Below are 22883 nucleotides of genomic sequence, written 5' to 3' on the forward strand. Positions count from 1 at the left end.
AATTAATTCAAACTTTTATTACTTAAATTATCTATAAACAAGCGATATGGAAATACATTTGAAGATCTATTCTTAAGATTTTTCATGAAGCTATCGCATAGATATTCCCACTCCGAATTTGACAAATTTTCCTTTTCTTCTGGCTTTGTTTTTATGAAAATATCTACTGTTCTGCTAAAACCTGCTTTTACAGAAATTTCTTTTCGAGTTCCTTTTTCTATTTTAATATCACTGATCGAATTCTTAAAATGATTAAATCCGAAAGCTTTGATATCAGCAAAAGTTACGATTCTGCCACGGGTTAGTAATGCATTTCTGTACGCTAAAATTCTGTCCTTATTATTCTGCTTGTTTACGCCTCCTACGGTATTAGTCATCAGTGTAACTTTATTGCTTATAAAAAATAAATCTTTGCAATCTAAAGCGGTTCCTGCTTTAATATCATTTCCCTCTTCTGCGCAGGTTGACCAGTAGTTTATTTGGAATGTATTATCTGTATTTTGATCAGATTTAGGTTTGATCATTAAATAGGGATCATTATTTTTAAGAAAGCTGCTTTCTTTAGCTTGTTGCTCTACCGAAGCCAGCAATTGATTGATCTGAACCAAAGAGCTGTTCATAAAATCTTTTCCAAGACCAGAAAATGAGGATGTTTCATCTTTTAATAAGTCCAGCAAATTTTGGAGTAATTGAGCTGCTGTTCTTGAGTCAAATCTTGAAACACCACCAGCTCTTAAAACGGCATTTCCTTCTTCTACTACCCCTTCTTTGAACTCTTTGATTTCATAATGGCCGTTAAAGGGATCAATGACCGACTCTATGTCGAGATAAATATTGTTGCCTGTTTCTAAGATCACGTAAGACAGGAAATTATCCAAGCTTTTGCTTATAGAATGTATTTTTTTATTGATAACTGGGAAACAATTTGCCGTAAAAGAAATATTATCTATAATTTGCGGAATTAATGATTCTGGAAAAATCATCTTTATCCAGATTATAGGATTTGAAGCATTTTGGGTTATTTCCTCAAAACACTTATATTCAGCCGAATATTCATTAATACTCTTATATTTTAGAGTTCCTTTTAAGGTATAAAAATTATCAAAGTAAAAATCATTGACTTCCTGCATTATTTCACTCAGATGTGTATAATTTCGATTGATGATATTTTCAATATCGAGACTGTTTACAGGAGTATTATACCCTTCTTCAACCTTAATTTCAATATCATCATGAAAACATTTTGCCTGTTTTAAATAATAGTGAAACATCTCTTTTTGATGGATATTTTTAATATCAATGTAAAGCATTAAATCTTCTAATTCTAAAACATTTTGATCGTTTAATTCTATACCTAAAATAATTTCTCCTGCAGGCAATGTATGGTCATAAGCTCTTACAGTCTCTTTATAAAAAAGATTGGATACCGTATATAAATTTCTCTCATAAGCAATATACTTTACTTCACACGAAGCTAATTTTACTTCTAAGGTTGGAGAAAGCGTAATTTCTTTCATAATTGGTTCCAGCGGATTATAGAGATTATGAATTCTTCTATTAATTGTCATCTGGTTTTGAAGAGAAACTTTGATATTGTTTTCGACAGGAACTGCGTGTACAATAGCACGAGCAGGTTTTGCTCCCGATGCAACTTCAGGAAACATAATTTCCAGCACTCTTTCCACTACACGGGTTTTAGAATCTTCTAACTCATTGGCAACTTTTTCAAGTTCATAAGATAATGCATTTAACATCATGGCTACTACAGGATCAAACGAAGATTCAATCTGTACATCGGAGAATCCCCATGATCGTGCAGCTCTTTTTAGCACCCTGTCTTTTATACGTTCTTGTCTCATGATTTTTTTATTCCGAAAATGGTTTTATACTTTGTAATTATCTGATTTTGTTTAAAAAGTCACTATCTTTTTTAAACATGTAAATGATATCCTTCTTTGCTCCTTTATCATCATTTTTTTCTGATGAGTCTGGTTTTCTATTTACTTCTTTATCTGCATAACCTTCTTTTTTTAGGTATAAAATACAGCTCGAATTACAATTTACGTTGCTATTAAAATAACCTAAACTATCTGTTTGTGTTGTATTTCCATTAATATTGACTAATACATTTTTTATGGGTTTATCGGTATCAAAATCACGTACACTGCCTGAAAATTTATTATTAGTACAGCTGCAGAATATTATTATTATTAAAATGAGATTTAGTTTCATGATTGTAGTAAATTTTAAACAATGAAGATATTTTATTCTGCATCTTCATATATTTTTTTGTAATAAAAAATTAATACGGAGTTGGCTTCGTATATGATTCCTGAGAAACAATTGCTTCTTCCATATCAATTTCAGATGATGCTGTTTTTAGTTTTATTCTAATCCCTTTAGTTTCTCTTGGTTTTGTTTCTCTATCTATATTTATTATAAATTTGATAACTTCATTGTTTGTGATTTTCTCAAAAATTGCTTTTGATTTTTTTTCATCAAAAAAAATATCTGTTTCCATTCTTCTATCATTGATATCATGCCAAACAATATTTATTTTTCTGGGAACTGCACGCTCCTTAGCAGGCATGATATTATTATTCAAACTCAAAAAAATAGATTCAAACTCCCCATTTATATAATTAATTTCAATAGTTTCTACTTTATCTTCGGATTTAACCATTGGCATGATATTATATTTTTTAAAAATAGTTTCCCAATACACAAAAGGCAATTTTCCTTGTTTTATTTGGTCTTTTATTTCTTGGGGCAATCTATTAACTACATCTGCAACATATTCATCTGAACCTGCTTTGTCAACCATCAATGGATGTGCAACTTTCCAATCTACATTTTTATCCTCATAAGCCTGATATCTTCCAATAATACTCATGTTGGCTGGACTCCATACATATATAACTACCATTCCGCCTGGGAATAATCCAACGTTAACAACAAAAAGGTAATTCTTGACTATACCTACTTTTTTGGTTTTAATATCCCAATACGGGCTTTCACTGCCATTTATCATCAGCTCCTCTATTTTATCAGAATCAAGCTTAAAAATTCCTGAGTAACTTTTATTTTCGGTATAAGACATCCATGTTATATCTAATATTTTTGGAGGAATTCCTGTGGCTTCATCTGAAGTTGAATTAGTGTTATCTCCAAGATTATAACTATCTATAACTTCATCAAACGGCATATAAACATATCCACTTTTAGGCTTGTTACTTAATAATAAATGTCCCGAAAATACTTCTGCAGGATAGTTTTTTGGCGTGCAAACAGCCGAAGACCAACTGTATTTTTTTTGTTTCATATTGTTTTGGCATGACTTTAATGTAATAATTAGTACTATTGTTAGTATTACTAATTTTAAAATATTATTCATATTATCCTGATATTACTTTTCTTTTCCAATCAATATCGATTAAATTATATTTCTTATTAGGCTCCATACCAGCACCGTCCATACTAGCCGAGCAATGCAAATATTTTCTACGTAAATTCATCAACATTCTATGATCTTCTATCTGTAAATTTAACTCGTTGGATTTATTACCTAATCGTTTCTCTTTTTCCTCTAATTCTTTTTTAGTAAAAAAAGTCATTTTAGGTTTTCCCTCAAAAGCATATTCATCTAAGCGTTTTTTTATAGACAGTAATAGAGATGGAATTTTATAATCTTTATCCAAAACATTTTTATAATTCCAAGGTATATTGTATTTCCGTTTTCCAAATTCAGCCATCAAATGTAAAATTACGAGGCTATATTCATTGCTTAATTTTTTACGGGTTCCCTTTAAGTATTTAGAGTGCTCCTCAAGTTGATATTCTTGATACCAGCCATGGTCTAATGCTCTCTGCTTTTCAAATTTTATGGTAGAGGATGTTTCTGTTAAAATTACAATTTCACCTTCGTCTGCGTTATCATTAGTTAAATTTTTATATCCTCCTCCAATATCAGAATGAACTCCTGGCAGAATTAATTCTTTACTATTATAACCTGCACTATCAATATTGGTAAGTGGAAACTTTTTTCGATGCTCATCTTCTGCAGTTAGATGCACTGTGAAGCCCACATTAGGAATATGCAATGGTAGTTTGTCTTTTGTAATATCATCAAAAACGTTACTTCCATACGACGAAACAGTATCATACAATCCTAAAAATCGAATTTTTATACGCAGGGGTTTTATTTTATAATCCAATTCCTTGAAGGCTTTACCTAGATAACCTAAATTGTAACTATCATTGTTTTTAGGATTTTTTGTTTTATACAATTCATTAACAAAAATACGTGCAGCCGTTGCGCCACGACTAAAACCAAAAATATCAATATATAATGAGTCTATCTTTTTTTCACCTTCTTTTTTTAATATTTTTACTATATCAAAACAACCTTTTTCAACTTTTTCAAAAAGTCCTGTTTCTCCTGTACCGTATCCTTGACCTCTTGTAAAGTCACCATAATATCTTAGCGAACCATCTTCATTTTCTTCAGGATTTTTTGTTCCAATTCCTTCTACATAAATTGAATAATAGTGTTTTTCTTTGTCTTTAGGATATGCTTTTTGAAGCTTGTCAACATTGGTATGATCATTTCCATAACTGGTATTTGAACCATCATTATCAGACATTAGTGTATTTTTCAGCATTGGATCTTTCCTGCGACCTTCTATATTTTTTCTATTATTTGAGGTTCCATCAAAGAACACACCTATATAAACATCATTGAGATCTTTATTATCTTCTTTACTAGGAGTATAATCTCCGAATACTATACTCATCTTAATTATATTTACCTGTTCTGGTTACTTTTTCTTTTATAAGATATTGGTTTTCTGATTGTTCTACATAGAGCTTTGTAACCCTTTCTGATTTTAACTCAACATTAGGGTCAATTTTTATGACTATTTCAGCTGGTTTGTTTTTATCAATATGCTCTTTAAACAATCTTCTAATTTCATTTTTATCAAAATCTACCGGCATTTCATTGTCTCCTCCACCATCTTGAAGATATTTTGCCCAATATTGTGTATCTTTGGTAAAAGTGATTCTGGAGACAAATTGTTGTTCTTGTTTTCCACTGCCAATTGACCAGTATATTTCAAACTGATAAGGAACTGCCCTTTTTTTTAACTCCATAGGTCTATTAAAAGAGTCTTCAATTTCTCCATTACACATTTTAATGTATAACGAAGTTATTTTACAGCCTTCTGGCAGAATTATTTTTGGCTTCCAACTGTATTTTTCACGATACTGTTCATAAACCTCTGGAGGTGGAAAACCGTATTGTTTAATCTGTTCTCTAAGGTCTTTTGAGATAACAAAATCATTATTAAGATTGTCTTTAGCATAGTCTTTTCTAAACATATACTTTTCATCTTCACTAATAAGTCTAGGGTCAATAACTGTTTCATGAGCTTGGAATCGGCCTACTTCAACTTGTTTTCCATTTCCGGCAACCCAAACTATTACCATCCCTTTTGGGGCAAAGCCGATATTTATATATTTGTAAGGCTCTATTACCTCTTTTCCTCCTACGGTAGAATAAAAACCCAGATCAAAAAGTTCTTCTATTTTCTCTGTGGGAAGTTTCCATTCACCAGTATAAAATTTATTATCAACATACGATAGCCATGTCATATCGAAGCTATCGGGTAGTGGCGCTTCTATAAAATCAACACTTCCTGCATTTCCCCAACCAGCATTAGTAAAACCTCCCATTTGGCTAAAGAAATAGTCTCCTACTGCTCCTGTATAAACTTCTATAGGATATTCTCTTGGTGCAGATATATCTGCTGACCATTCATATTTTTTTTCCATACATGAACTTAGCATTATTCCAAAAAACAATAAAATGCTTATTTTTTTTATCATTACTTTTCTTCGCCGTGAGCTATTATTTTTTTTCCACTAACTAAATTCAAATTCTCTTTTGTCGCTTCAAAATTTAATTTATTGGCACTTTTCTCCAGTTTTTCGCCAACTGTTAATTTATAAGCATCTGTCACTTTTATTTGAATATTTTTTGCCTGCTTTGTAATTGCCATAACTTAAATTAAAAGAGATTGGATTTTTCTGAACTATTAATTAAGACTTGTTTGCCACTTTGTATTGTCATATTTTCTTGATGGCTATAAAGAGTAGCTTCGGCAGCAACTTCATTAGAAATATCAGAAGTTCTTTTGAAATCTTTTTCAATTATTTCTGTTCTATTATCTGATTGTTCTAAAATATTCCCTCGCACATCTACATACATATCGTGATTTGCTTCTTGAAGAATATCATTCCCTGCTACAATCTCAATATTTTCTTTAGCATCTATTTTAACATTTCTTCCTGCTGTAATAGTGAAATCCTCTCCTGCTTCAAACTCAATATTTTTTGGAGCTTTAAATCGTATATTACCATCACCATGAATAACAGCTATTGTTTTACCTTTTTGACTCTCAATTGTTATATCACCAGTTGCATCATCTAAAATTGCTCTATTCCCGCTTCTAGTTTGCAATACCTTATAATCATTATTTGGTGTACTATAGCTGCTTTTTTCATTTCGGCTTGTCATAGTTCCAACGACAATAGGCAGTTCGGCATTTCCTCCTTGAAAATCAACAAACACTTTTTCTCCTATTTCCGGAATCCAGTGAAAACCTTTTCCGTCCCCGCCATGTGTTTGAACCATAGGGATAAACGGAGTTGTTTCTCCTTTTTCTTCCTGCCATGGCATTTGTACTTTTATACCGCTCAAGCCGTCTGGCTCGTCGTTTGCAATAACTACGGCAGTCTGGCTTTTGCAGTGTGGTACTAAATCAGGATTGGTTTTGGGAGAAAATACAGATCCATTGAAGTTTACGGCTGTAAAATGATTTTCATATCCGCCTCCGTCGTCGCAGGTATGTGTAATTTGGGTTACCCTGTAAGAGCTTTCAAGCTGCATATCGACACCGCTTATCTGCACTGTGTTTCCAATCGTTATTCCAGGAACTTCACTCGAAGCTTTTACCTGCATCATGCTGCTCATAAGAGAGCGCATTTTATTTTTGGTATATTCACCAGAGGCTTTACTTCCATACCCACCAACAGCGTTTTGATTAAGCTGTATGACTGTTTCTTTACTAAAAACTTTATTCGATTTATTGATATAATTCTGATGAAATCCATCAAGTTCTTTTCTGTAATTTAATGTCGTATCAACTGAATAATCTCCTTCGCGATTGTCATTTTCTATTGTCTTAAACAATGCCGGAACCAGCTTCATATTATAACTAAAATCCTGCATGTTTACCCCATATACTAGTTTAGGCTGTCCGCCAATACTTCCTGGGCTTCCAAAAACTGTTGTTCTTCCATTATAATAAAACCACTGCCCGTAACGCCTTGCCAAACGGTTTAGAAAACTAAAACTGCTTTCATTGTACTGTACTGTATACGGCAGACTTTCTTTGTAAAATGGTTTAGCATCCATGTCAATATCAAAACCTGACTTTACTTTATTTGTAATATCGGCTAAAGACATGTCTGTAAAAGAATTGCAGTCTTGTCCGTTTTCTAAAACTATAGAACTGCTTTTCCCTGTTATCAATAGGGTCTCTTCCATATCTTTAGTACGGGATTTTCTCAGTTTGACTTTAGTCACAATTCCGTAAAACTGCATGATATAATCCTTTGGGTTTGTAATTACCATAAGATCGTCAAGATCTGGAATTGGCTTGATTTCGATACTTACCTTCTCTCCGTACAATTGCTGTGAAACCGGCATCACGCTTTTAAATTCGTCTACCAATATATCTTGTCGTACTTCCAGAGAAAAAGTATGATGGTCATGAATTTTCTGATTTACCTTTAATCTGCAAAAATTTGTAATTATGGTTTCGCCAATTTTAATTGTTGTTGTAGTCTGTAAAGCCATCTTGATTATTTTTAAGATTTATCCGTTTTTCCAATTGTTTTCAAATATTGTATTTCCAATTTTGACTTCATTGGAAGTAATCAAAATCTCCGTAATCATGGGTACAGCGCCTTCGCTTCTAAAACTTTTACGAAAGGAGATGCAATAACCTTTTTTAAAAGTTATATTTTTCATTGTACTCATAGCATCTCGGCGATAAAAAATAACCTTGCCATCTTTAACGCTTGTCTGCGAAACCATCCAATCAGAAAATAAATCTGTCTGTGTACTTTCAACTACCAGTTTAATTTGTCCGCCTTTGGTTTTATTAGCCGGCTTCCCGTTATTATCAACATTTTGTGTAAAGAGAATATCAAATTCTAAAACATTAAAAACTTCATTGTCTAATTCTAATTTTGCTAAGAAACTCATTCCTATATATTTTTGATTGTTAAAAGCGTTTGGTTAAAGATGTTTTAGAACATCGTTTTAATAAAAAAGGAAGCCCTAGTTACTGGACTTCCTTTAATAGTTTTCAAGCTTAATCAAGTTTGATAAAGTCCTAAATATTATACCCAGGCATTATCAAACTCACCTCCACCCATCGAAATTTTACGGGCAGAAATCATAAAAGTTTCCGTTAACGGGTTGTCACTGTTATGATCAAAGTTTTCTTTGTACTTAACCATGTAAGCTTCAGTAAATTTCAACTCTTTTAATGTAGCGTTAGAATCACGTTTAATGAATTTTACCGACCCGTCTTTTCTTTCGAAATTATTAGTCATCCATTCGAATAATTCTGTACTTCCAGTTGATTCCACTTCAATCATGATTCTTCCTCCACGTGTTACTGTCGACGGACGCCCAGAAGAATCTGTTTCCTGAGCTAAATCGTAGCTTACGTTAAGTACTTTGTAATCTTTACCTGCAACTGTCAATGATGTTAAAAACGACATAATGAAAAATTTTAGTTATTAATTTATTTAATCATACTGTAAATATATAATTATTTTCTTACAATTAAATATTTTTTACAAAATAAAACTTACAATTTTTACAAAACAGTGATATAGGGTTCATATTAAAGATTATTAAGAAAAAATTATTTATAAGATAAAGGTCCTACGAAAAAATATCCCCTAAAATCAAAGGTTCTATTGGTGCTTTTTATAGTAGCTGTAATAATGATGTCTACTCTTTTTTTAGATCTGCTTACATTATCAACGAAATATTGGGTTTCTGATAATTCGACTTTTAATTCGTTTACCTTAATTCTGTTTTCATGTAAAAGCAGCGACTGTTTCATTGTTTTTGAAATAGTTTCTTTTAAGGTATTTTCGTTCATCAGTAAATCAAAATCAATTTCCCAGATTTTTGATCCAAAGGTTTCGTCGAATTTGCATTCGCCAAAAGTAGTTGTGGCCAGTAAAATTACCTGCTGTGCAATAGAATGTTCAATCGAAGTTTTTTCGAGTTCTTTCTTTTGAATTATAGCATTAAAATCTATTGGCAGTTTATAAAAAGCTCCTTTCATGCAAGTTAAATGTAAATTAGTTTTTGTGTCTGACCTTGCTTGTTTGTTTCAATGGTCTTGGTAACCATTTTTCTTTTTACGATATGAAGGTTGACTTTTGGAGTAAGTTTTAAAAATTTCTCTCGGTACAAAATATCACCAATAAAACGCTGGCCTTTTTTTTCGTCCACAATTAAAAAGTAACTTGTTCCATCTTTAATTTCAAGATTGTTAATGTCACCTGCATAAATTTGAATTTGCTGTTCGCGTTTTTGAAAAGTATAGGTTAATTCATCGTGATTTAATTTCCTGTATTTAGAAATGTCAAAACTTTCTATAGCTTCTGTTAATGGTTCGAATGAAGTGTTGTCGAAAATAAAATTTTTAGCTGCTAAAAAATTTAGTCCCAAAAAACTCCATAGTCCTTTTTTTGATGATTGTTCTTTAAAAAAGTAAGTATCGCGTGTTACCAAATACATTTCTTTTTCATTTGTTTTACTATCCGTAACTATCATTTGGTAAGTTGGCACTTCAATTTCACTAGGAATTGAAGCAGAACCTAAATTTGTTTTCAAATGGACCGTTCCAATTTGTTTTTCAGAAATTACAATATCAATAGTATGCTGTTTTAAAGCCGAATCTGTTCTCACGATAACCTCTCCTTCTCCACTGCCGGCATAAAAAACAGAACCGTTGTTATCGGTAAGACTTAATGAAAGATTTAATTCTGGTATAGCCATGTTTGTTCAAAATTTATAATTACAAAATTCAATATCAATTTAAATAGACTTATAAAATGTTAGCGCTTTTTAATTTTATACAACTTCAAACAGTTTAAATATTCTTTTAAATTCTGATTATCTGCTCCATTCGGACTAAATTCATAGTCTCTTTTTAGTGTGAAAAATTTTATCGAGTTGATGTTATTAGCCATTATTTTTTTTATATCCTTTCTTCTTAATTGTAAGGCTGCTGTTCCGTCACAATTAACTGCAAATGAATTTTTTAATATATATAATTCTCCCGATTTAAAATAAAGCTCCAATGGCTGTTTTTGCTTTACGCATACATTATCTGTAAAAATTTTGAAGTATAAGTATATTTTTCGTTTTCGCTTTCCAAGCTGTAAAACGGCATATTCATAATCTTCATTAAATACGCGGAGTAATATTGGCGGGGCACTTGCAAAATTCTTTTTATCAAGCAATAATTCATTTTGCGAAACAGGACAGTATAAAGTATCAATTGGATTTATTTGTTGTGCCGAAATTGAATTAGAAAATAATAGGACAAAAAATAAAATTTTAAGTGCTTTCATGAATTGAATTATTTGGTTTGATCATTCAAAAGATCAATGTTTTGTTTAAAAAGGAAACACAAAATGTGTTTCCTTTTATCATCATTTAAGTATTACTTTTGTTCGTAATCTGTATCCCATTCTGTTCCGTCATCTCCTTTATGTCCATCCATTTTTATAAGGAAGTTTTTAGCTGGAAAATAAGGCTTCATGTGAATATCCATGTAAATTCTATCTTTTTGAATTGGATCCTGCTCAAATCTTCTGATCTCAAAATTCTCGATAAGTTTATCCGGTCCAGTGATTCCGTCAAGGAAAGCAACTATCTGATTCATAATTTCTTTACGAGTTTTTGCAGTGAAGTTTTCGAAGGCACGACGATTAAGGAAATCCATTAATACTTTTGTCACATAATCAAAAACACGAACAACAGAATACGTTTGAAGACCAAGGTTATCGCCGCTAAATAATGTTTTTGCAGAGAAAGCCATTACTTTTCCGTACTCGTTTACCATTGGCACTAAACCAAGGTTTTCCAAATTAGCAATCTCACTTTTCTTAAGGTCAAATTTTACGCCGTCAACTTCGTTGATTCCACCAAATTTTTTACCTGCCGTAACCTGAGACATCAAAGTTTTATAAATTTTTCCTGCCAACGCTGCCGATGGTGCAATATGCAAATCTTCGTTTTCACCAATCTGATCAAATCTACCGCGCCCAACCAGCCAGTTGCAAGTCATAATTACGTTGGAACGATAAACATCTCCTCCAGTTAAAGAGGCAGCATCGAACATTTCCATAACATCATCTGGTTCATCAAGGTGTTCAAAATCTGTAACCAGCATTACTTTATTTTCGTGTGCGATTTTTGCCCATTTCTCAATCACTTTATTGGAACCCAAATATCCTGGAATAACTAAAATTCCGTAGTTGTTTTTAAGATCCAAACGATCGTAATTATCAACTAATTCAGAATGAATTGCATCAATAAAACGAGTATTATCAAGGTCTTTTAACTGCTCAATATCTGCATTTACGATGGTAACATTTTTAACTTTATCTGTTTCTGTGTTTTTGAAAAACAATGCAACGGTTCTGTAAGCCGCTTCAATTTCTCTGGTGTCTTGAACAGCTTTTGCAAGGTTCTTTTTTAATAATACTTCAGATTCTTTGCATTTATCTTCGCATTGCGCAACCATATCTGTCAGAGCTTCATTGTTGCTTAAAATCGAAGACCATAATTCTAAAGTCTTTTTTAGTGTTTCTCTTTCTTTGGTTTTGTTTACTTCTCCAAGAAATATTTTTCTTCTTGCTTTTCTTTCTGGATTAAGATTTTGAATGCCTTCAATAGACATTTCCAGCAAATCGAATCCTCCATATTTAGCCAGTTTTTCTACATTTTTTTCAATAGAGACACCAGATATTTTACGTTCTAAAACTGCTGTATCTGCATCATTTTGATGTACTTGTTTGTTTGACATATCTTTTTATTTTAGTATTATTTATTTTCTTTCAATTCGTTAATTAATGTTCCCAAACTTTCCAGCAGTGCTTTCTTTGCTTCGCCATCTTCCAAAGCTGCTTTCAAGATTTTATTTGATTTTAATTGACGAATGATTTTTTGATATTGGTCTTTTTCTGTTTCAAGATCAGATAGAAAACTGCTTTGTGCGGTAATTCCTTTTACGCCGAAGTCTCCTAAATTTTTAAATTTTAAGGCTTCTACTTTTGTTGCTCCATCAGCATTTTCGAAATTCACTTTTACTTCTGGTTTAAAATGCTCAAACGCTTTTTCGATATTTGTAATTCCCTCAACCAATTCTGGCTTAATAGGTGCATCAACCGTTAATTTTTGAGCTACAAGTGTTCTGTTTTGAGGTATTGCACTGATCGCTTCATCTGCATCCAGTTTTACTTCATTTCCTCCAATTCCATAGTTTGACAACATAATTTTAAATTTTAATGGTTATTATTTTTATTTTTAAAGTGAGTATACATTACTGATTTTGATAGATCTGACGGCATACGTCTAAATCCCTGCTTACTTTTTCTAATTCTTCTTTGTATGTTTTAGCCGATTGGTTTAAACTGTCTATCAAATGTGAATTATGGGTTAGACTTCTAATTTGTTTTTTATAGTCAATAATGTTTTTGTATGCCAGAATTATATTGTTGTATAATTTTTTATTGTCTGTGCTATCTTTTGGTATTTTTTGATAAATATTGGCCACCATAACATTTGCCAGACGCTGCTGAAAATCATTATCTACTTTTGGTGAATTAATCGAGTCAATTGTCATTCTGACACTGTCAATTTTAATTGAAAAACTAGTTTGATAATCGTATTCTCTTTTCATCATTTCATTCTCTGCCTTAAGCATTTTATTTTCTGCAATCGGCATATAAAAATTAAAGGATACTGCAACCAGCATTACTAGAAAAGTGACAATGAATGCTGCCAGGAAAGCCAAGAATGCTTTTTGACGTTCTTTTTTATTTAATACTTCCATAATTTGTATTTACTTTTTATAATTAATCTTTAATGAAAAAACCGTGTCTTTTCGGATTGTGCACGATATCTTTCTTTTCTGTTTCGGCTACAAATAATTCGATGTTTTCTTTTTTCTTGCCGATGTAATCCAGTTTGCTTAAGGTGTCAAACAGCTTCTCAATTTTTGAAAGGAAATTCATTGTAAGTGTCGCTGTTTTATCTATGTGAACGTGATCGTAATTGGTATTGATTAAGGTTGTAAATAGTATTTCTAAATCACCTTGAGATAAGTCACACCATTCAGCAAAATAATTTAGAAGCTCTTCTTTACCCGCACCGGCTTTAGAATCAATAAAATTCTTCATTACTCTGGCAAAAGAAACTACTGTACTTAACATTGCTGCCGGATGCTGGTGCAATGAAAACCAGCGAAACTGTGTTAAACAATTGCCTAAAAAATAGCTTGTATTATCTGAAAGCTGCATTACTGCATGAGCCAAAAGTCCCGTTTGTTGAAATCGATTGATTTTTTGAGAAATCTGAACTGAATAAATCTCAATCTGACCAAACGATCTTGCAATTTGCGCCTGCATGTCTGCCAATTTTGGATTACAGCCCGCAGTAACCGATGCCGGAATATAATTTTCGTCAAGTACAGTGGTATCTCCCACTAACACTTTACCTATTGCCAGGTAAAAACCTCCATATCCTATTCCGGAACGAAATTCTTCTGATTTAATTAAATGGAGTTTATATTCTGGCTGTGTGTAAGGATATCTCGGCGGAACCTCATCTGGATCAGGCTCTCCAAACGGAATTCTTTTTCTTGAATTAACCGAAATACAAGCCAGTAATTCTAACTGTTCTCCATCTTTTATTTCATAAGTTTCCTCTGGATATGGAACCTGAAGATCTAATGTATCAGTACTGCTTTTACTTATTTCGATTCTCGATCCATTTGGCGTAATAGCGTGACATTCTTCTACGCGAACGCGCAATAGTTTGTGATTGTCAATTCCTAAAGTAATCTTGGTCGATTCTTTACTGTGGTTTCCCGAATCCAGCAAACCATAACTTATAGGGGTAGTATGAATTCCGATTGCATCATTTACCAATTCAGAAACATTGTCCTGCATAGCCAAAAAATGACTTTTGTTGATCTTCATTCCATCAATCCAGTTTACCGGAAAATGATTTAATTTTTCTATCATGATTTTTATTTTTAAACAAGTGATTATTGTCCGCCCATTTTACTTTTGACTCTATTTATCGCATTATCATAAACCACATTCTCTTTTAACTGTTTTGCAAGTCTGTAGTAATTCAATGCTTCTTCAAAATCGTTATCATTTTCAAATATTTTGGCTATATTATAATATGCACTTGCCTGAGTAGTATTGATAGAATTACCAGATGCATAGGTTATTGCTTTTCTATTTGCATAAATAGCTTCTGCTTTATATCCTTTTTTTATAAACATTAAACCTAAATTTCCATAGGCTTGTCCAAAAGTCGGATTATACTCAATTGCTTGTTTGTAGTAGCTTACAGCTCCATCTATATCTTTCTTTTGGTATGCTAAATCTCCTTTTTGATTTAAAAGAAGGGCTTTCTTTTTATCTTCATTTGAAACATAGACTTCTTCCTCAGTATTATCATAGGAATTTTCAATACCGATTTCCTGCTCTGTTTTAGAAACTATATTATTGATATCTATTATTTCTCCGTTCCCATTTATTTTAAATAAGTTCCAAACATTCCCTTTTTTATTTTTAGGGATATAATAAGTTTTTACCAATGATTGCCCTACGTAAACAAATACTTTTGCATCACTTGCTGATAATTTGTTAGAATTCAGGTCATTTTTATTGGAGTAATCATGCACAAAATAGTGATAGGTTTCTCCAAATTTTTTATTTTCAATAGTTATGGTTTCAGGGCCATAGCTATCAATATCATCGACATCAAGATTAGATTTATTACCTTTTTTGTGTTGGAAGAATATATGATTTCCCGAAAATGTTAAATGTGAATCTAAGTCTTCAGGATATTTTCCCCAATTTAATACAATTCGCATTCCATCTAAATTTTTCATAATGGGACTTAATGCATAGGTCAAATCGTTGCAGGGACATTTTACCACAAGGCTTGAGTAGTTTTCTTTTTTAATGATTAATAATGTATTCAAGTCATCTTGAAAACTTCCATTAATAATTACTTTTCCCTGAGTATTTGTAAACTTTTTTGCAGATGTTTCTCCATTTCGCTGAATCATAACTTCTGCATTTTCTACTACTTTATCTTTTTCAACGGCAGATAAAACCTGAACAGAAATATTCTGACCAATTGCATGGCTTGTAAGCATCAGAACTAAAAAGGACTTAACTAATTTTATTTTCATTATATAATTTTGTTTAATTTATTCCATAGCAAAATGCCTCATGTAATTAGATTACATAAGGATTTTATTAATTATTAGTGGTTACTAATAATTACTTTTTATTTGTTTTTGGATTTTTTTAAAGTGTGGTATTTTTGAGATGGATTGTCTTAACTATTTGGTTACAAGATTGTCTAAAAAAATTAGATCTGGTTATTTATTCATTTAAGATTATTGTTATAAAATAAGCCTGATCTGTTGTGATCGCTTTATACTTTGTTGACATTATTTTTCTTTATATAACTTTTATTATGGCTTATTTTATTGGGCACGGATTGCAAATCCGCGCAATCGGGTTTTAAAACTGTTTTGTTTTTTTTGAACCGTTTAATTAGATGCAATTCTACTTTTGTGTATATATCCTTTCAAACCTTCTTCAGTTTGAATATAACACCATCCTTTTTGAGATTCTATTACATTCTTTTCGATATTATCTAAAACCATAATATGCTTTCCAGAAGCAATTTTTGAAATCACTTTAGAATTTACATTTGCATCTTCTCTCAAGTTCGTGTAACCGTCCTTATCGTAAATTTTATTTTTATTATATTTTTCTTCAATAAATTTTAAAATATCATCAATCATTGATGCATTACTATCGTAAAATGTTGGATCTCCATTTTCATGCAGACCATCATTTTTCAAGTTGATTTTCTTTATTTCATCTGCTTTTATTTTAGCATCTTTTGCTATATTAAGTTCTTTTGAAGAAATAATATATCCATCTTTCAATAATACTTTAACTGCATTATAATCCTCTTGCTCAATAGCAATTTTCATTATGTCTTTAAGATAATTTTCTAAATGATACTTCTTGATATAGTAATCCAACCATTCGCTATTTACAAAATGGTTACTTTCAGAAAAAGTTTCATCATTAACCAGTATTTTTAAATTTTCAGGTTCAAAATCCTCTAATACTGTATTTTGATCTTCATATAAATCTAACTTCTCTTTAAAATCTAATATTTCATCATCACTTGGATTCACCAATTCTTTAGGAGAAAATTTTATAATTGAACCCTCATTAAACAAATCAGAAAATTTAATAGTCTCTAAATTGACTTTATTACTATTAATAACTTGTGCTTGATTTCTCAATTGATTTTTTCCAATTTTCTTTTCACAACTTAATATCGCAATCGATATTAAAATCAGAAATATTATGTTCAAATTTGTCATTCTAATTATTTATTAAATCTTATAATTCTCTCAGTTAACAAAAGTCTAAAACTTTGTTAGCTCGGGCTTTTCTTTTACAATATGGCAAGGATCTTGTTTTAAAATTATTTTACCAACGTGCTAAAGATCACACCTCATCAATATCACATGATTGTCTTCATGTTTTTTATTACTTTCTTGCTGAAATTCACATTCAGTAAATTCTCGTTTTCTCGTTTGATTATTAAAAAAACCATACCAATAAAAATATAAAGTACTACTATCAATAATTTTTATATAAGCAATTGGCTTATCATTTATAAAATTTTCCCAATCAAGTTTGATTCCAAAATTACCCAAATCTTCGGGTTTCTCTCGTAGTTTATAAGCAATACCTTTCTCAGAATTATACCTTTTAACTTCTTCTAATTCGATATATATTTGATTAAAAAGAACAATCAGTGACGCTTTTTTATCTTTAATTATCATACTTCCAACACTATTTTCACAGTCAATTTTCCATTTCCCATTTTCAAGATAATTATTTGAGTTTATTTCCTTTGTGTCTTCATCACAATTTTCTTTTTCTAAATTAGCTTCTTTTAGTCTTTTACTATCAATTGTATAAAAAGAAAAATCATTGTCAATTTTGTTACCTTTTACAGACAAATTTCTCCAATATAAGATTCCTAAATTATTATTAATCAAGGAAACACTATAGTAAAACGATTCTTCTTTAAAATATAGGTTGATACCTATATCAGTTTTTTCAATTTTTTCAATTTTATAATTTATTGGCTCTACAACTTCTATGCTTAAATACTTTTTTTCTAATCTTACTTTATTATATTTTTTAGCACAGCTTAATTTAAAATCGCTTTCAACTTTAATGATTTCAACTAAATCTTTTCCTAAAATGTTATTAATTAAATTTTCATCTAATCTTTGATTTCTTATCTCTACATTTTTAGAATCTATTACTTTTTCTAAAGTACCATCCTTGTCATTTTTACATGAAAAGAATAAAATTATTAGTACACTTGCATTAAAAAACTTTCTTATATTTTTCATAACATCTTATTTGTTTTTTCTGACTTGTGCTATTTGAAATAATTTAGATGTGTTATATGAAGTTTTACCATCTATTTTGTTGCTCAAAATATATAATTTGATCGCTTGTTCCCGATCGATCGGATTTACAATCCGTGCCCATAACGTAAATCAAAATAAATCTAAAATGACAACTCCCTATTCGTTTTCTAAACCTGCATAATTTCTGGCTCAACTACAATAATAATCTTCTGGAAGTGTCAATATGTTAGCTAGTATACGCCTGATCCGTTGTGATCGCTTGTTGACATTATTTTTCCTTAGATTTTCAACTTTTATTATGGCTTATTGTAGTGTACACGGATTGCAAATCTGCGCGATAGGGTTTTTCAAGCACTTGTAAATTTTTTCTAAAAAGCTCCTTGCCCAATATTTCAAGGACTTGATCTTCATTTTAAAAACTCACAACCTTTTATTGTGCAATTATTTCTTATCTATTACAGAATCTTTACATAAATAACTTTAAGAAAATTATTACCAATATAGTTTATAAGTATCCATTTTAACTTCTTTTGACTCATCAAGAAAATAAAGAGAATCCTTTTTTATACTGCCATCTTTTTTAATAACACTATTCATGTACAAAATAATTTCAGTACCCGTTGCAAAATACTTTAGTTGCCAAATTTTATTGTTTTTTACATCCAAATACGAAAGACAAGTGTAATTTGGAATTTCTTTATCAACTGTACTTCTGTAGAATTCAACTGAATCCTTCTTTTTATCATTTAATAAAGTATATAAAATTATTCTATAGTCATTTTTGTTTTTTAAAATTTGTTTTACAAACTGATATTTTGCATTTATTAAATTGGATTTGTCAAAAGATAAAAATTGTTTTTTATATAAATTGTTTTGATTTTCTAGTACTAAAGAACCATTATATTTAATAATTGGCTTAAAATATTTTTCATAGCCTAAACCTATTGCTGAATCTCCAAAAAAAACATTATCTTGTTTAGATTCATCATCTAAGGATTTCTCGTTTGTATTCTGGGACAAAATATTACTCTTATAATATTTAAATTTTTTTCCATTGTCAGAAGATGTTTTAATTAGAAGAACATCATTTTCACCCCATGCGATTTGATAGATATTGAAATTTTCGGAAATCAGACTTCTGTATTCTTTTAATTTATTCTTCTCATCAAACTTCAATATTCCTAAAAAGCTATTATTAGATGCATAAACTTGATTATCAAAATATGCTAAATATTGCTTTTTTGAAGACGGTATTGGGTTTTCTATTCGTTCGTCACCCGAAGAAATTATATTTATTATTTCTCCATTTGATTTATTCAGTAACATAAATTCACTGAAATTTAAACTTTCACTAACCGAATTTCTAGAAAATGCATACATATTTAAAGTTGGATAAAATCCCAAAAAATCATACCAGTTAGTTGCACTACCATTTGATTCTACTCTCTTTCCTCTTTTTAACTGAATAATTTTATCATTTGTTTCTAAATTATAATAGTTTGCATCATAATTTACAGGAATTTTGATAATCGGTCTTTTTGTTACATTTAATCTCTTATATTCACTCACAGAAATTTCCTCAATATCTATTTTTGGGAGAGCTTCATATTTATCAGAAAAACCAATTGATTTCTGTTCTATCTTATCAACATTTATAATTGTTTTGCTATTATTGTCTTTTTTTTGACAATTAATAAAGTTTAAAAACAATATTGATAAAAGTAATAGGTTTATTTTTTTCATTCTTTTACTATTTTTACGATATTTAAATTGAATTCTCCAGAATGTAAATGATCTTCATGACCAGATGAATAAATAGTCCCAACCAAACTTGCATACCAACTTCCACTCCCCCTATATATTTTTTCAAAATGAAAATCTTTAAAAGCATTTACTTTCTTTTGCTCCAATGATAATGTTGAATAATATGCAGTATCAGCACAATCTCCATTTGGATGTGTAACACTCGGATAACTTGTCGCATCAGCAAAACACATACCTGTACATAAAACGTCTTCTCTTCCTAATTTTGCTAAAGCACCAATAAAACCAGCATATGCATCGGGATTGCAATATCTTCTTTGTGAACTTCTAAATGAATAAAATATTTTAACATTATCCTTTTCGTAACTTAAATTATCCATCATTCTTACTAAAGGAACTTTTCCTTCTGCTTTTGGATATTTTCTATAACCATAAATAGTACCTGAAACACAAATATCTCCATTGTCATAAACATAAGCTACTTGGGCATTTCCTCCTGATGGGTAGTTATACGTATGTATATAACCTTGCGGGATACTAGAAATTTTTTTTCCATTACCTCTCTTATCTATCATAAACCATTTAACGGTACAAATCTCATGTTCATTTTTACTTTCATCATGATACACATATTTGTATTGATCTTTATATTGCTCTTTAATCTCCTTAGGAATATGTTTTTCAATATCTCCGTTGGCATAAATATGGTAGGTAACAATGTCCTTGGCGTTACAAGTTTTGGAATGAGTTCCATGATACTTATCGTACATGAAAAAAAATGTTTTCAATAAATTATAATTAATTTGTCTTTTCTTATAATTATTAGGCATACCATCACTTCCTCTGCCATTTAACAGTACAGAAATCAACTCGAAGTATTTTTCACCGAAAAGAGCTAATTCGTTAAGAGATTTCCCTAAGGTCTCTTTTCCCCATCTTGCTATAGCCTGAGACTTTGGATTACTTGTCATCTTTTTATTGATACTCCAAATCCATGCACCGCTGTCTATACAATAATCGACTTTATTAGCTACAATTTCTGGTTTTGTTACAATTTCCTGATTTCCTCTATAATCTGCATAATCCTGATAAGGTCCTGGTTTATCATAATAAGATCTATCATTATTAGGGTCAACCCTCACACCTGTTAATTGCAATAAACCACGTCCTTTATAAACACTTTGGCTTGAAATAAACTCACCTCTTGTCTCTTCGGATGAAGCAAAAGTTCCTGTTTCTTCACAAACTTGTGCTAAAAAATGTATTTTTTGAATACAAGTACTTATTTGATACCTTTTAAATGATTCATTTAGTGATTTTGTCAGCGTCCCAAAAGTTTTATCACTTAGGTTACATGGTGCTCGACGACCTCCTCTTAATGCTTGACCTTCCCAAATAGTTTCTGATCCTTTTAAAAGTTTGACTAATTTCCTAACATCTTTTTCTTCAAAATCTTTATTACAAAAACAAACTCCCTTTTCTACATTTTTATCTCCCTTACCAACCTTCGCAACCTTATTTACAGCTTCAACTGGATCCGGTTTAAAAACTTTTGCATCTACATCTACTACTTCACTCTTTGTATGATCTTTAGTTTGAATTACTTCAACATCAGCGAACAATTCCTGTTCAGCACCTTCTCCATTAATTCCTCCTTTACTTCTTAATATTCTATCTAGATGAACAGTTATTGGAAATATATTACTGGCAATGGTAAACTCTTGATCAATTAGTAAATCATTACTCAGATAATCCTCATCATATAATTTAAAACGAATTTCTTTTCCAATAAGTCCCTGCGAATCTATCCAGACTATAATTTGTTTCTCTGTATGAACTCCTTTTATAGGTTGTTTGGCAGAATTTGTAATATGTACTCTGGTAATTTCTGCTTTAACTTTAGGAGCAGGAGAAGAATCAGAAGGTGGAGTCTTTGCTTTTGATTGTGCTGGCTCTGGTGATGAAACTGTCGGTTTAGCTGGCGCTGGCTTTTGTACCGAAACTTTACGTTTATAAGGTGCTACAGGCGCATCAAGATCATTTACATTTACATTATTACTTGCAATTTTATCTTTGTTAAAATCTGTCGTAACATAGTATTCATGAATATCCCCCTCATCTTTACTCTTATTTGCAATTTTAGCAAAACTTGGTCTTAGCAAAAATTCAACATCCGCTTTGCCATTTCTAACAATTCCTGAAAGTGTCTGTATTATATTTTTTTCATTTGCTTTATTATGTCCCGCACCAATAGCATCATCTTCCCATAGCGTTACAAATATTTTCTGCTTTTCCATGTGCAGGCAGTGAACTCTTGCTTTAAGAGTCTGTCCGTACGAAAGCGGTTTCGCTGGTTTTTGTCCGTTTTTATCAAGCAATTCAATACTTTCAATTTTTGGTTTTTCCGCTGGATGTGTTTTTATATTAAGGCGTGCTATATCCTCTCCTCTTTTTGCTAGAATACGAATGCCTTTTCTATTTAAACTTTTTTGCAGGAAAGTATAGGATATTTTCTTTCCTGTTTTATCATTTTCTTTTGTCTTACGCCATCTGCCATTTTCGAGTATATAAATTTCCCATTTTACAGGCTGATCAAAACTATTATCAGAAGCTGAATTTTGGGAAGGCAGAACATTTGGCAAAAAAGTATTTACCGAATAGAATTCTTCCTTGCCTACAACGGGATCTGGATTTCCAATTATTTTAAAATCTGACATACTACAATATTTTATTTACAAATTGAATCACTATCTTCTAAATCTTCCTGAAACTCTGATGTATTTACAAGAGGATTTAACTGGTTGCTTATTTGTGGTTTAGCTTTTTTAGCATTTTGTTTACTCACTTCTGCTTTTTGACCATGTTTCACTACTTCTATACAATCTGGTCCTCCAATTGGACATGTCGCTTTACTATCTTCCAGTAATATTTTACCTTGATTACTCAGAGTTACCTTTTCGTAAAAAGCGCTCCATTTAGTTATTACAGCTTGACAAGGTTTAAAACTATTGCCCGTGGGTTGTAATTTGCAATTGCCAAAAGTATTTTTTTCTAGAGTCTGTCCTATTTCTTTATCAGTAGCAATGAGTTTTTTTGCTGCATCTTTATCATTAGCATAATGCTTCTGTTGCGTTTTTACTTTTAATATATCTGTTTTCGGATCTACACTAAACTTACATTTTAACGAAGCTCCCTGCACTACTATATGTTTCTCACTCATTGCTT

Annotated in this window: 22 protein-coding genes; all 22 read right to left on the reverse strand. The window is 31.0% G+C overall.

Translation table 11 applies throughout. The features are described from left to right. Window positions 1-2: 2 nt before the first annotated feature. Window positions 3-1859, reverse strand: a complete 1857-nt coding sequence (locus IR010_RS04050; RefSeq protein ID WP_194601786.1) for a type VI secretion system baseplate subunit TssF — start codon at window positions 1857-1859, stop codon at window positions 3-5. Between the two features lie 37 nt (window positions 1860-1896). Then, window positions 1897-2232: a hypothetical protein gene (locus IR010_RS04055; protein ID WP_194601789.1), complete on the reverse strand. Its 336-nt coding sequence runs from the start codon at window positions 2230-2232 to the stop codon at window positions 1897-1899. A 70-nt stretch (window positions 2233-2302) separates the two neighbouring features. Continuing rightward, window positions 2303-3322: a DUF2931 family protein gene (locus tag IR010_RS04060; RefSeq protein WP_255526309.1), complete on the reverse strand. Its 1020-nt coding sequence runs from the start codon at window positions 3320-3322 to the stop codon at window positions 2303-2305. Between the two features lie 73 nt (window positions 3323-3395). Then, entirely contained in the window at window positions 3396-4793 is a 1398-nt protein-coding gene (locus IR010_RS04065; RefSeq protein WP_194601795.1) for a T6SS phospholipase effector Tle1-like catalytic domain-containing protein, read from the reverse strand. A gap of 1 nt (window position 4794) precedes the next feature. Beyond that, complete coding sequence (locus IR010_RS04070; RefSeq protein WP_194601799.1) at window positions 4795-5886, reverse strand: DUF2931 family protein; 1092 nt, start codon at window positions 5884-5886, stop codon at window positions 4795-4797. Next, entirely contained in the window at window positions 5886-6059 is a 174-nt protein-coding gene (locus tag IR010_RS04075; protein ID WP_194566881.1) for a hypothetical protein, read from the reverse strand. Before IR010_RS04075 ends, IR010_RS04070 begins: the two co-directional genes overlap by 1 nt. 8 nt (window positions 6060-6067) lie before the next feature. Then, window positions 6068-7921: a type VI secretion system Vgr family protein gene (locus IR010_RS04080; RefSeq protein ID WP_194601802.1), complete on the reverse strand. Its 1854-nt coding sequence runs from the start codon at window positions 7919-7921 to the stop codon at window positions 6068-6070. Window positions 7922-7939: 18 nt separating this feature from the next. Continuing rightward, window positions 7940-8332, reverse strand: a complete 393-nt coding sequence (tssD, locus tag IR010_RS04085) for a type VI secretion system tube protein TssD (RefSeq protein WP_194566885.1) — start codon at window positions 8330-8332, stop codon at window positions 7940-7942. Window positions 8333-8469: 137 nt separating this feature from the next. Next, on the reverse strand, window positions 8470-8856 hold the full coding sequence (gene tssD / locus IR010_RS04090; RefSeq protein ID WP_194601804.1) for a type VI secretion system tube protein TssD: 387 nt from the start codon (window positions 8854-8856) through the stop codon (window positions 8470-8472). A 146-nt stretch (window positions 8857-9002) separates the two neighbouring features. Further along, window positions 9003-9434: a GPW/gp25 family protein gene (locus IR010_RS04095; protein ID WP_194566886.1), complete on the reverse strand. Its 432-nt coding sequence runs from the start codon at window positions 9432-9434 to the stop codon at window positions 9003-9005. 5 nt (window positions 9435-9439) lie between these two features. Further along, window positions 9440-10153 (reverse strand): hypothetical protein, encoded by a 714-nt coding sequence (locus IR010_RS04100; RefSeq protein WP_194601806.1) that lies wholly within the window; start codon window positions 10151-10153, stop codon window positions 9440-9442. 59 nt (window positions 10154-10212) lie between these two features. Continuing rightward, on the reverse strand, window positions 10213-10731 hold the full coding sequence (locus tag IR010_RS04105; protein ID WP_194601808.1) for a hypothetical protein: 519 nt from the start codon (window positions 10729-10731) through the stop codon (window positions 10213-10215). Between the two features lie 92 nt (window positions 10732-10823). Continuing rightward, window positions 10824-12191, reverse strand: coding sequence for a DUF5458 family protein (locus tag IR010_RS04110; RefSeq protein ID WP_194601811.1), 1368 nt, complete (start codon window positions 12189-12191; stop codon window positions 10824-10826). A 17-nt stretch (window positions 12192-12208) separates the two neighbouring features. Then, window positions 12209-12658, reverse strand: coding sequence for a hypothetical protein (locus tag IR010_RS04115; RefSeq protein ID WP_194566889.1), 450 nt, complete (start codon window positions 12656-12658; stop codon window positions 12209-12211). Window positions 12659-12707: 49 nt separating this feature from the next. After that, on the reverse strand, window positions 12708-13220 hold the full coding sequence (gene tssO / locus IR010_RS04120) for a type VI secretion system TssO (RefSeq protein ID WP_194601814.1): 513 nt from the start codon (window positions 13218-13220) through the stop codon (window positions 12708-12710). A 22-nt stretch (window positions 13221-13242) separates the two neighbouring features. After that, window positions 13243-14412 carry a hypothetical protein gene (locus IR010_RS04125; protein WP_194601817.1) on the reverse strand — a complete coding sequence of 390 codons (1170 nt, stop codon included), beginning with the start codon at window positions 14410-14412 and terminating at the stop codon, window positions 13243-13245. Window positions 14413-14435: 23 nt separating this feature from the next. Further along, window positions 14436-15602, reverse strand: a complete 1167-nt coding sequence (locus IR010_RS04130; protein WP_194601819.1) for a tetratricopeptide repeat protein — start codon at window positions 15600-15602, stop codon at window positions 14436-14438. Window positions 15603-15968: 366 nt separating this feature from the next. After that, window positions 15969-16823, reverse strand: coding sequence for an SH3 domain-containing protein (locus IR010_RS04135; RefSeq protein ID WP_194601824.1), 855 nt, complete (start codon window positions 16821-16823; stop codon window positions 15969-15971). Between the two features lie 120 nt (window positions 16824-16943). Further along, the gene (locus IR010_RS04140; protein WP_194601827.1) at window positions 16944-17873 is read right to left on the reverse strand and encodes a hypothetical protein; all 930 of its coding nucleotides are present in this window, start codon (window positions 17871-17873) and stop codon (window positions 16944-16946) included. 513 nt (window positions 17874-18386) lie between these two features. Beyond that, a complete protein-coding gene (locus tag IR010_RS04145) occupies window positions 18387-19637 on the reverse strand; it encodes a hypothetical protein (protein ID WP_194601829.1) in 1251 nt (416 codons plus the stop codon). Beyond that, on the reverse strand, window positions 19634-22375 hold the full coding sequence (locus tag IR010_RS04150; RefSeq protein ID WP_194601832.1) for a hypothetical protein: 2742 nt from the start codon (window positions 22373-22375) through the stop codon (window positions 19634-19636). The genes IR010_RS04145 and IR010_RS04150 overlap by 4 nt, the downstream gene beginning before the upstream one ends. A gap of 11 nt (window positions 22376-22386) precedes the next feature. Then, window positions 22387-22878 (reverse strand): DUF4280 domain-containing protein, encoded by a 492-nt coding sequence (locus IR010_RS04155; RefSeq protein WP_194601835.1) that lies wholly within the window; start codon window positions 22876-22878, stop codon window positions 22387-22389. Window positions 22879-22883 lie beyond the last annotated feature (5 nt).

The organism is Flavobacterium sp. MR2016-29, from assembly GCF_015350695.1.
Taxonomy (GTDB): domain Bacteria; phylum Bacteroidota; class Bacteroidia; order Flavobacteriales; family Flavobacteriaceae; genus Flavobacterium.

Coding starts and splice junctions, on each gene's coding strand:
- IR010_RS04150 (WP_194601832.1), bottom strand. CDS start 22,375: ATGTCAGATTTTAAAATAATTGGAAATCCAGATCCCGTTGTAGGCAAG.
- IR010_RS04145 (WP_194601829.1), bottom strand. CDS start 19,637: ATGAAAAAAATAAACCTATTACTTTTATCAATATTGTTTTTAAACTTT.
- IR010_RS04055 (WP_194601789.1), bottom strand. CDS start 2,232: ATGAAACTAAATCTCATTTTAATAATAATAATATTCTGCAGCTGTACT.
- IR010_RS04110 (WP_194601811.1), bottom strand. CDS start 12,191: ATGTCAAACAAACAAGTACATCAAAATGATGCAGATACAGCAGTTTTA.
- IR010_RS04065 (WP_194601795.1), bottom strand. CDS start 4,793: ATGAGTATAGTATTCGGAGATTATACTCCTAGTAAAGAAGATAATAAA.
- tssO (WP_194601814.1), bottom strand. CDS start 13,220: ATGGAAGTATTAAATAAAAAAGAACGTCAAAAAGCATTCTTGGCTTTC.
- IR010_RS04155 (WP_194601835.1), bottom strand. CDS start 22,878: ATGAGTGAGAAACATATAGTAGTGCAGGGAGCTTCGTTAAAATGTAAG.
- tssD (WP_194566885.1), bottom strand. CDS start 8,332: ATGAGTTTCTTAGCAAAATTAGAATTAGACAATGAAGTTTTTAATGTT.
- IR010_RS04060 (WP_255526309.1), bottom strand. CDS start 3,322: ATGAAACAAAAAAAATACAGTTGGTCTTCGGCTGTTTGCACGCCAAAA.
- IR010_RS04050 (WP_194601786.1), bottom strand. CDS start 1,859: ATGAGACAAGAACGTATAAAAGACAGGGTGCTAAAAAGAGCTGCACGA.
- IR010_RS04075 (WP_194566881.1), bottom strand. CDS start 6,059: ATGGCAATTACAAAGCAGGCAAAAAATATTCAAATAAAAGTGACAGAT.
- IR010_RS04100 (WP_194601806.1), bottom strand. CDS start 10,153: ATGGCTATACCAGAATTAAATCTTTCATTAAGTCTTACCGATAACAAC.
- tssD (WP_194601804.1), bottom strand. CDS start 8,856: ATGTCGTTTTTAACATCATTGACAGTTGCAGGTAAAGATTACAAAGTA.
- IR010_RS04080 (WP_194601802.1), bottom strand. CDS start 7,921: ATGGCTTTACAGACTACAACAACAATTAAAATTGGCGAAACCATAATT.
- IR010_RS04130 (WP_194601819.1), bottom strand. CDS start 15,602: ATGAAAATAAAATTAGTTAAGTCCTTTTTAGTTCTGATGCTTACAAGC.
- IR010_RS04115 (WP_194566889.1), bottom strand. CDS start 12,658: ATGTTGTCAAACTATGGAATTGGAGGAAATGAAGTAAAACTGGATGCA.
- IR010_RS04105 (WP_194601808.1), bottom strand. CDS start 10,731: ATGAAAGCACTTAAAATTTTATTTTTTGTCCTATTATTTTCTAATTCA.
- IR010_RS04095 (WP_194566886.1), bottom strand. CDS start 9,434: ATGAAAGGAGCTTTTTATAAACTGCCAATAGATTTTAATGCTATAATT.
- IR010_RS04135 (WP_194601824.1), bottom strand. CDS start 16,823: ATGACAAATTTGAACATAATATTTCTGATTTTAATATCGATTGCGATA.
- IR010_RS04125 (WP_194601817.1), bottom strand. CDS start 14,412: ATGATAGAAAAATTAAATCATTTTCCGGTAAACTGGATTGATGGAATG.
- IR010_RS04070 (WP_194601799.1), bottom strand. CDS start 5,886: ATGATAAAAAAAATAAGCATTTTATTGTTTTTTGGAATAATGCTAAGT.
- IR010_RS04140 (WP_194601827.1), bottom strand. CDS start 17,873: ATGAAAAATATAAGAAAGTTTTTTAATGCAAGTGTACTAATAATTTTA.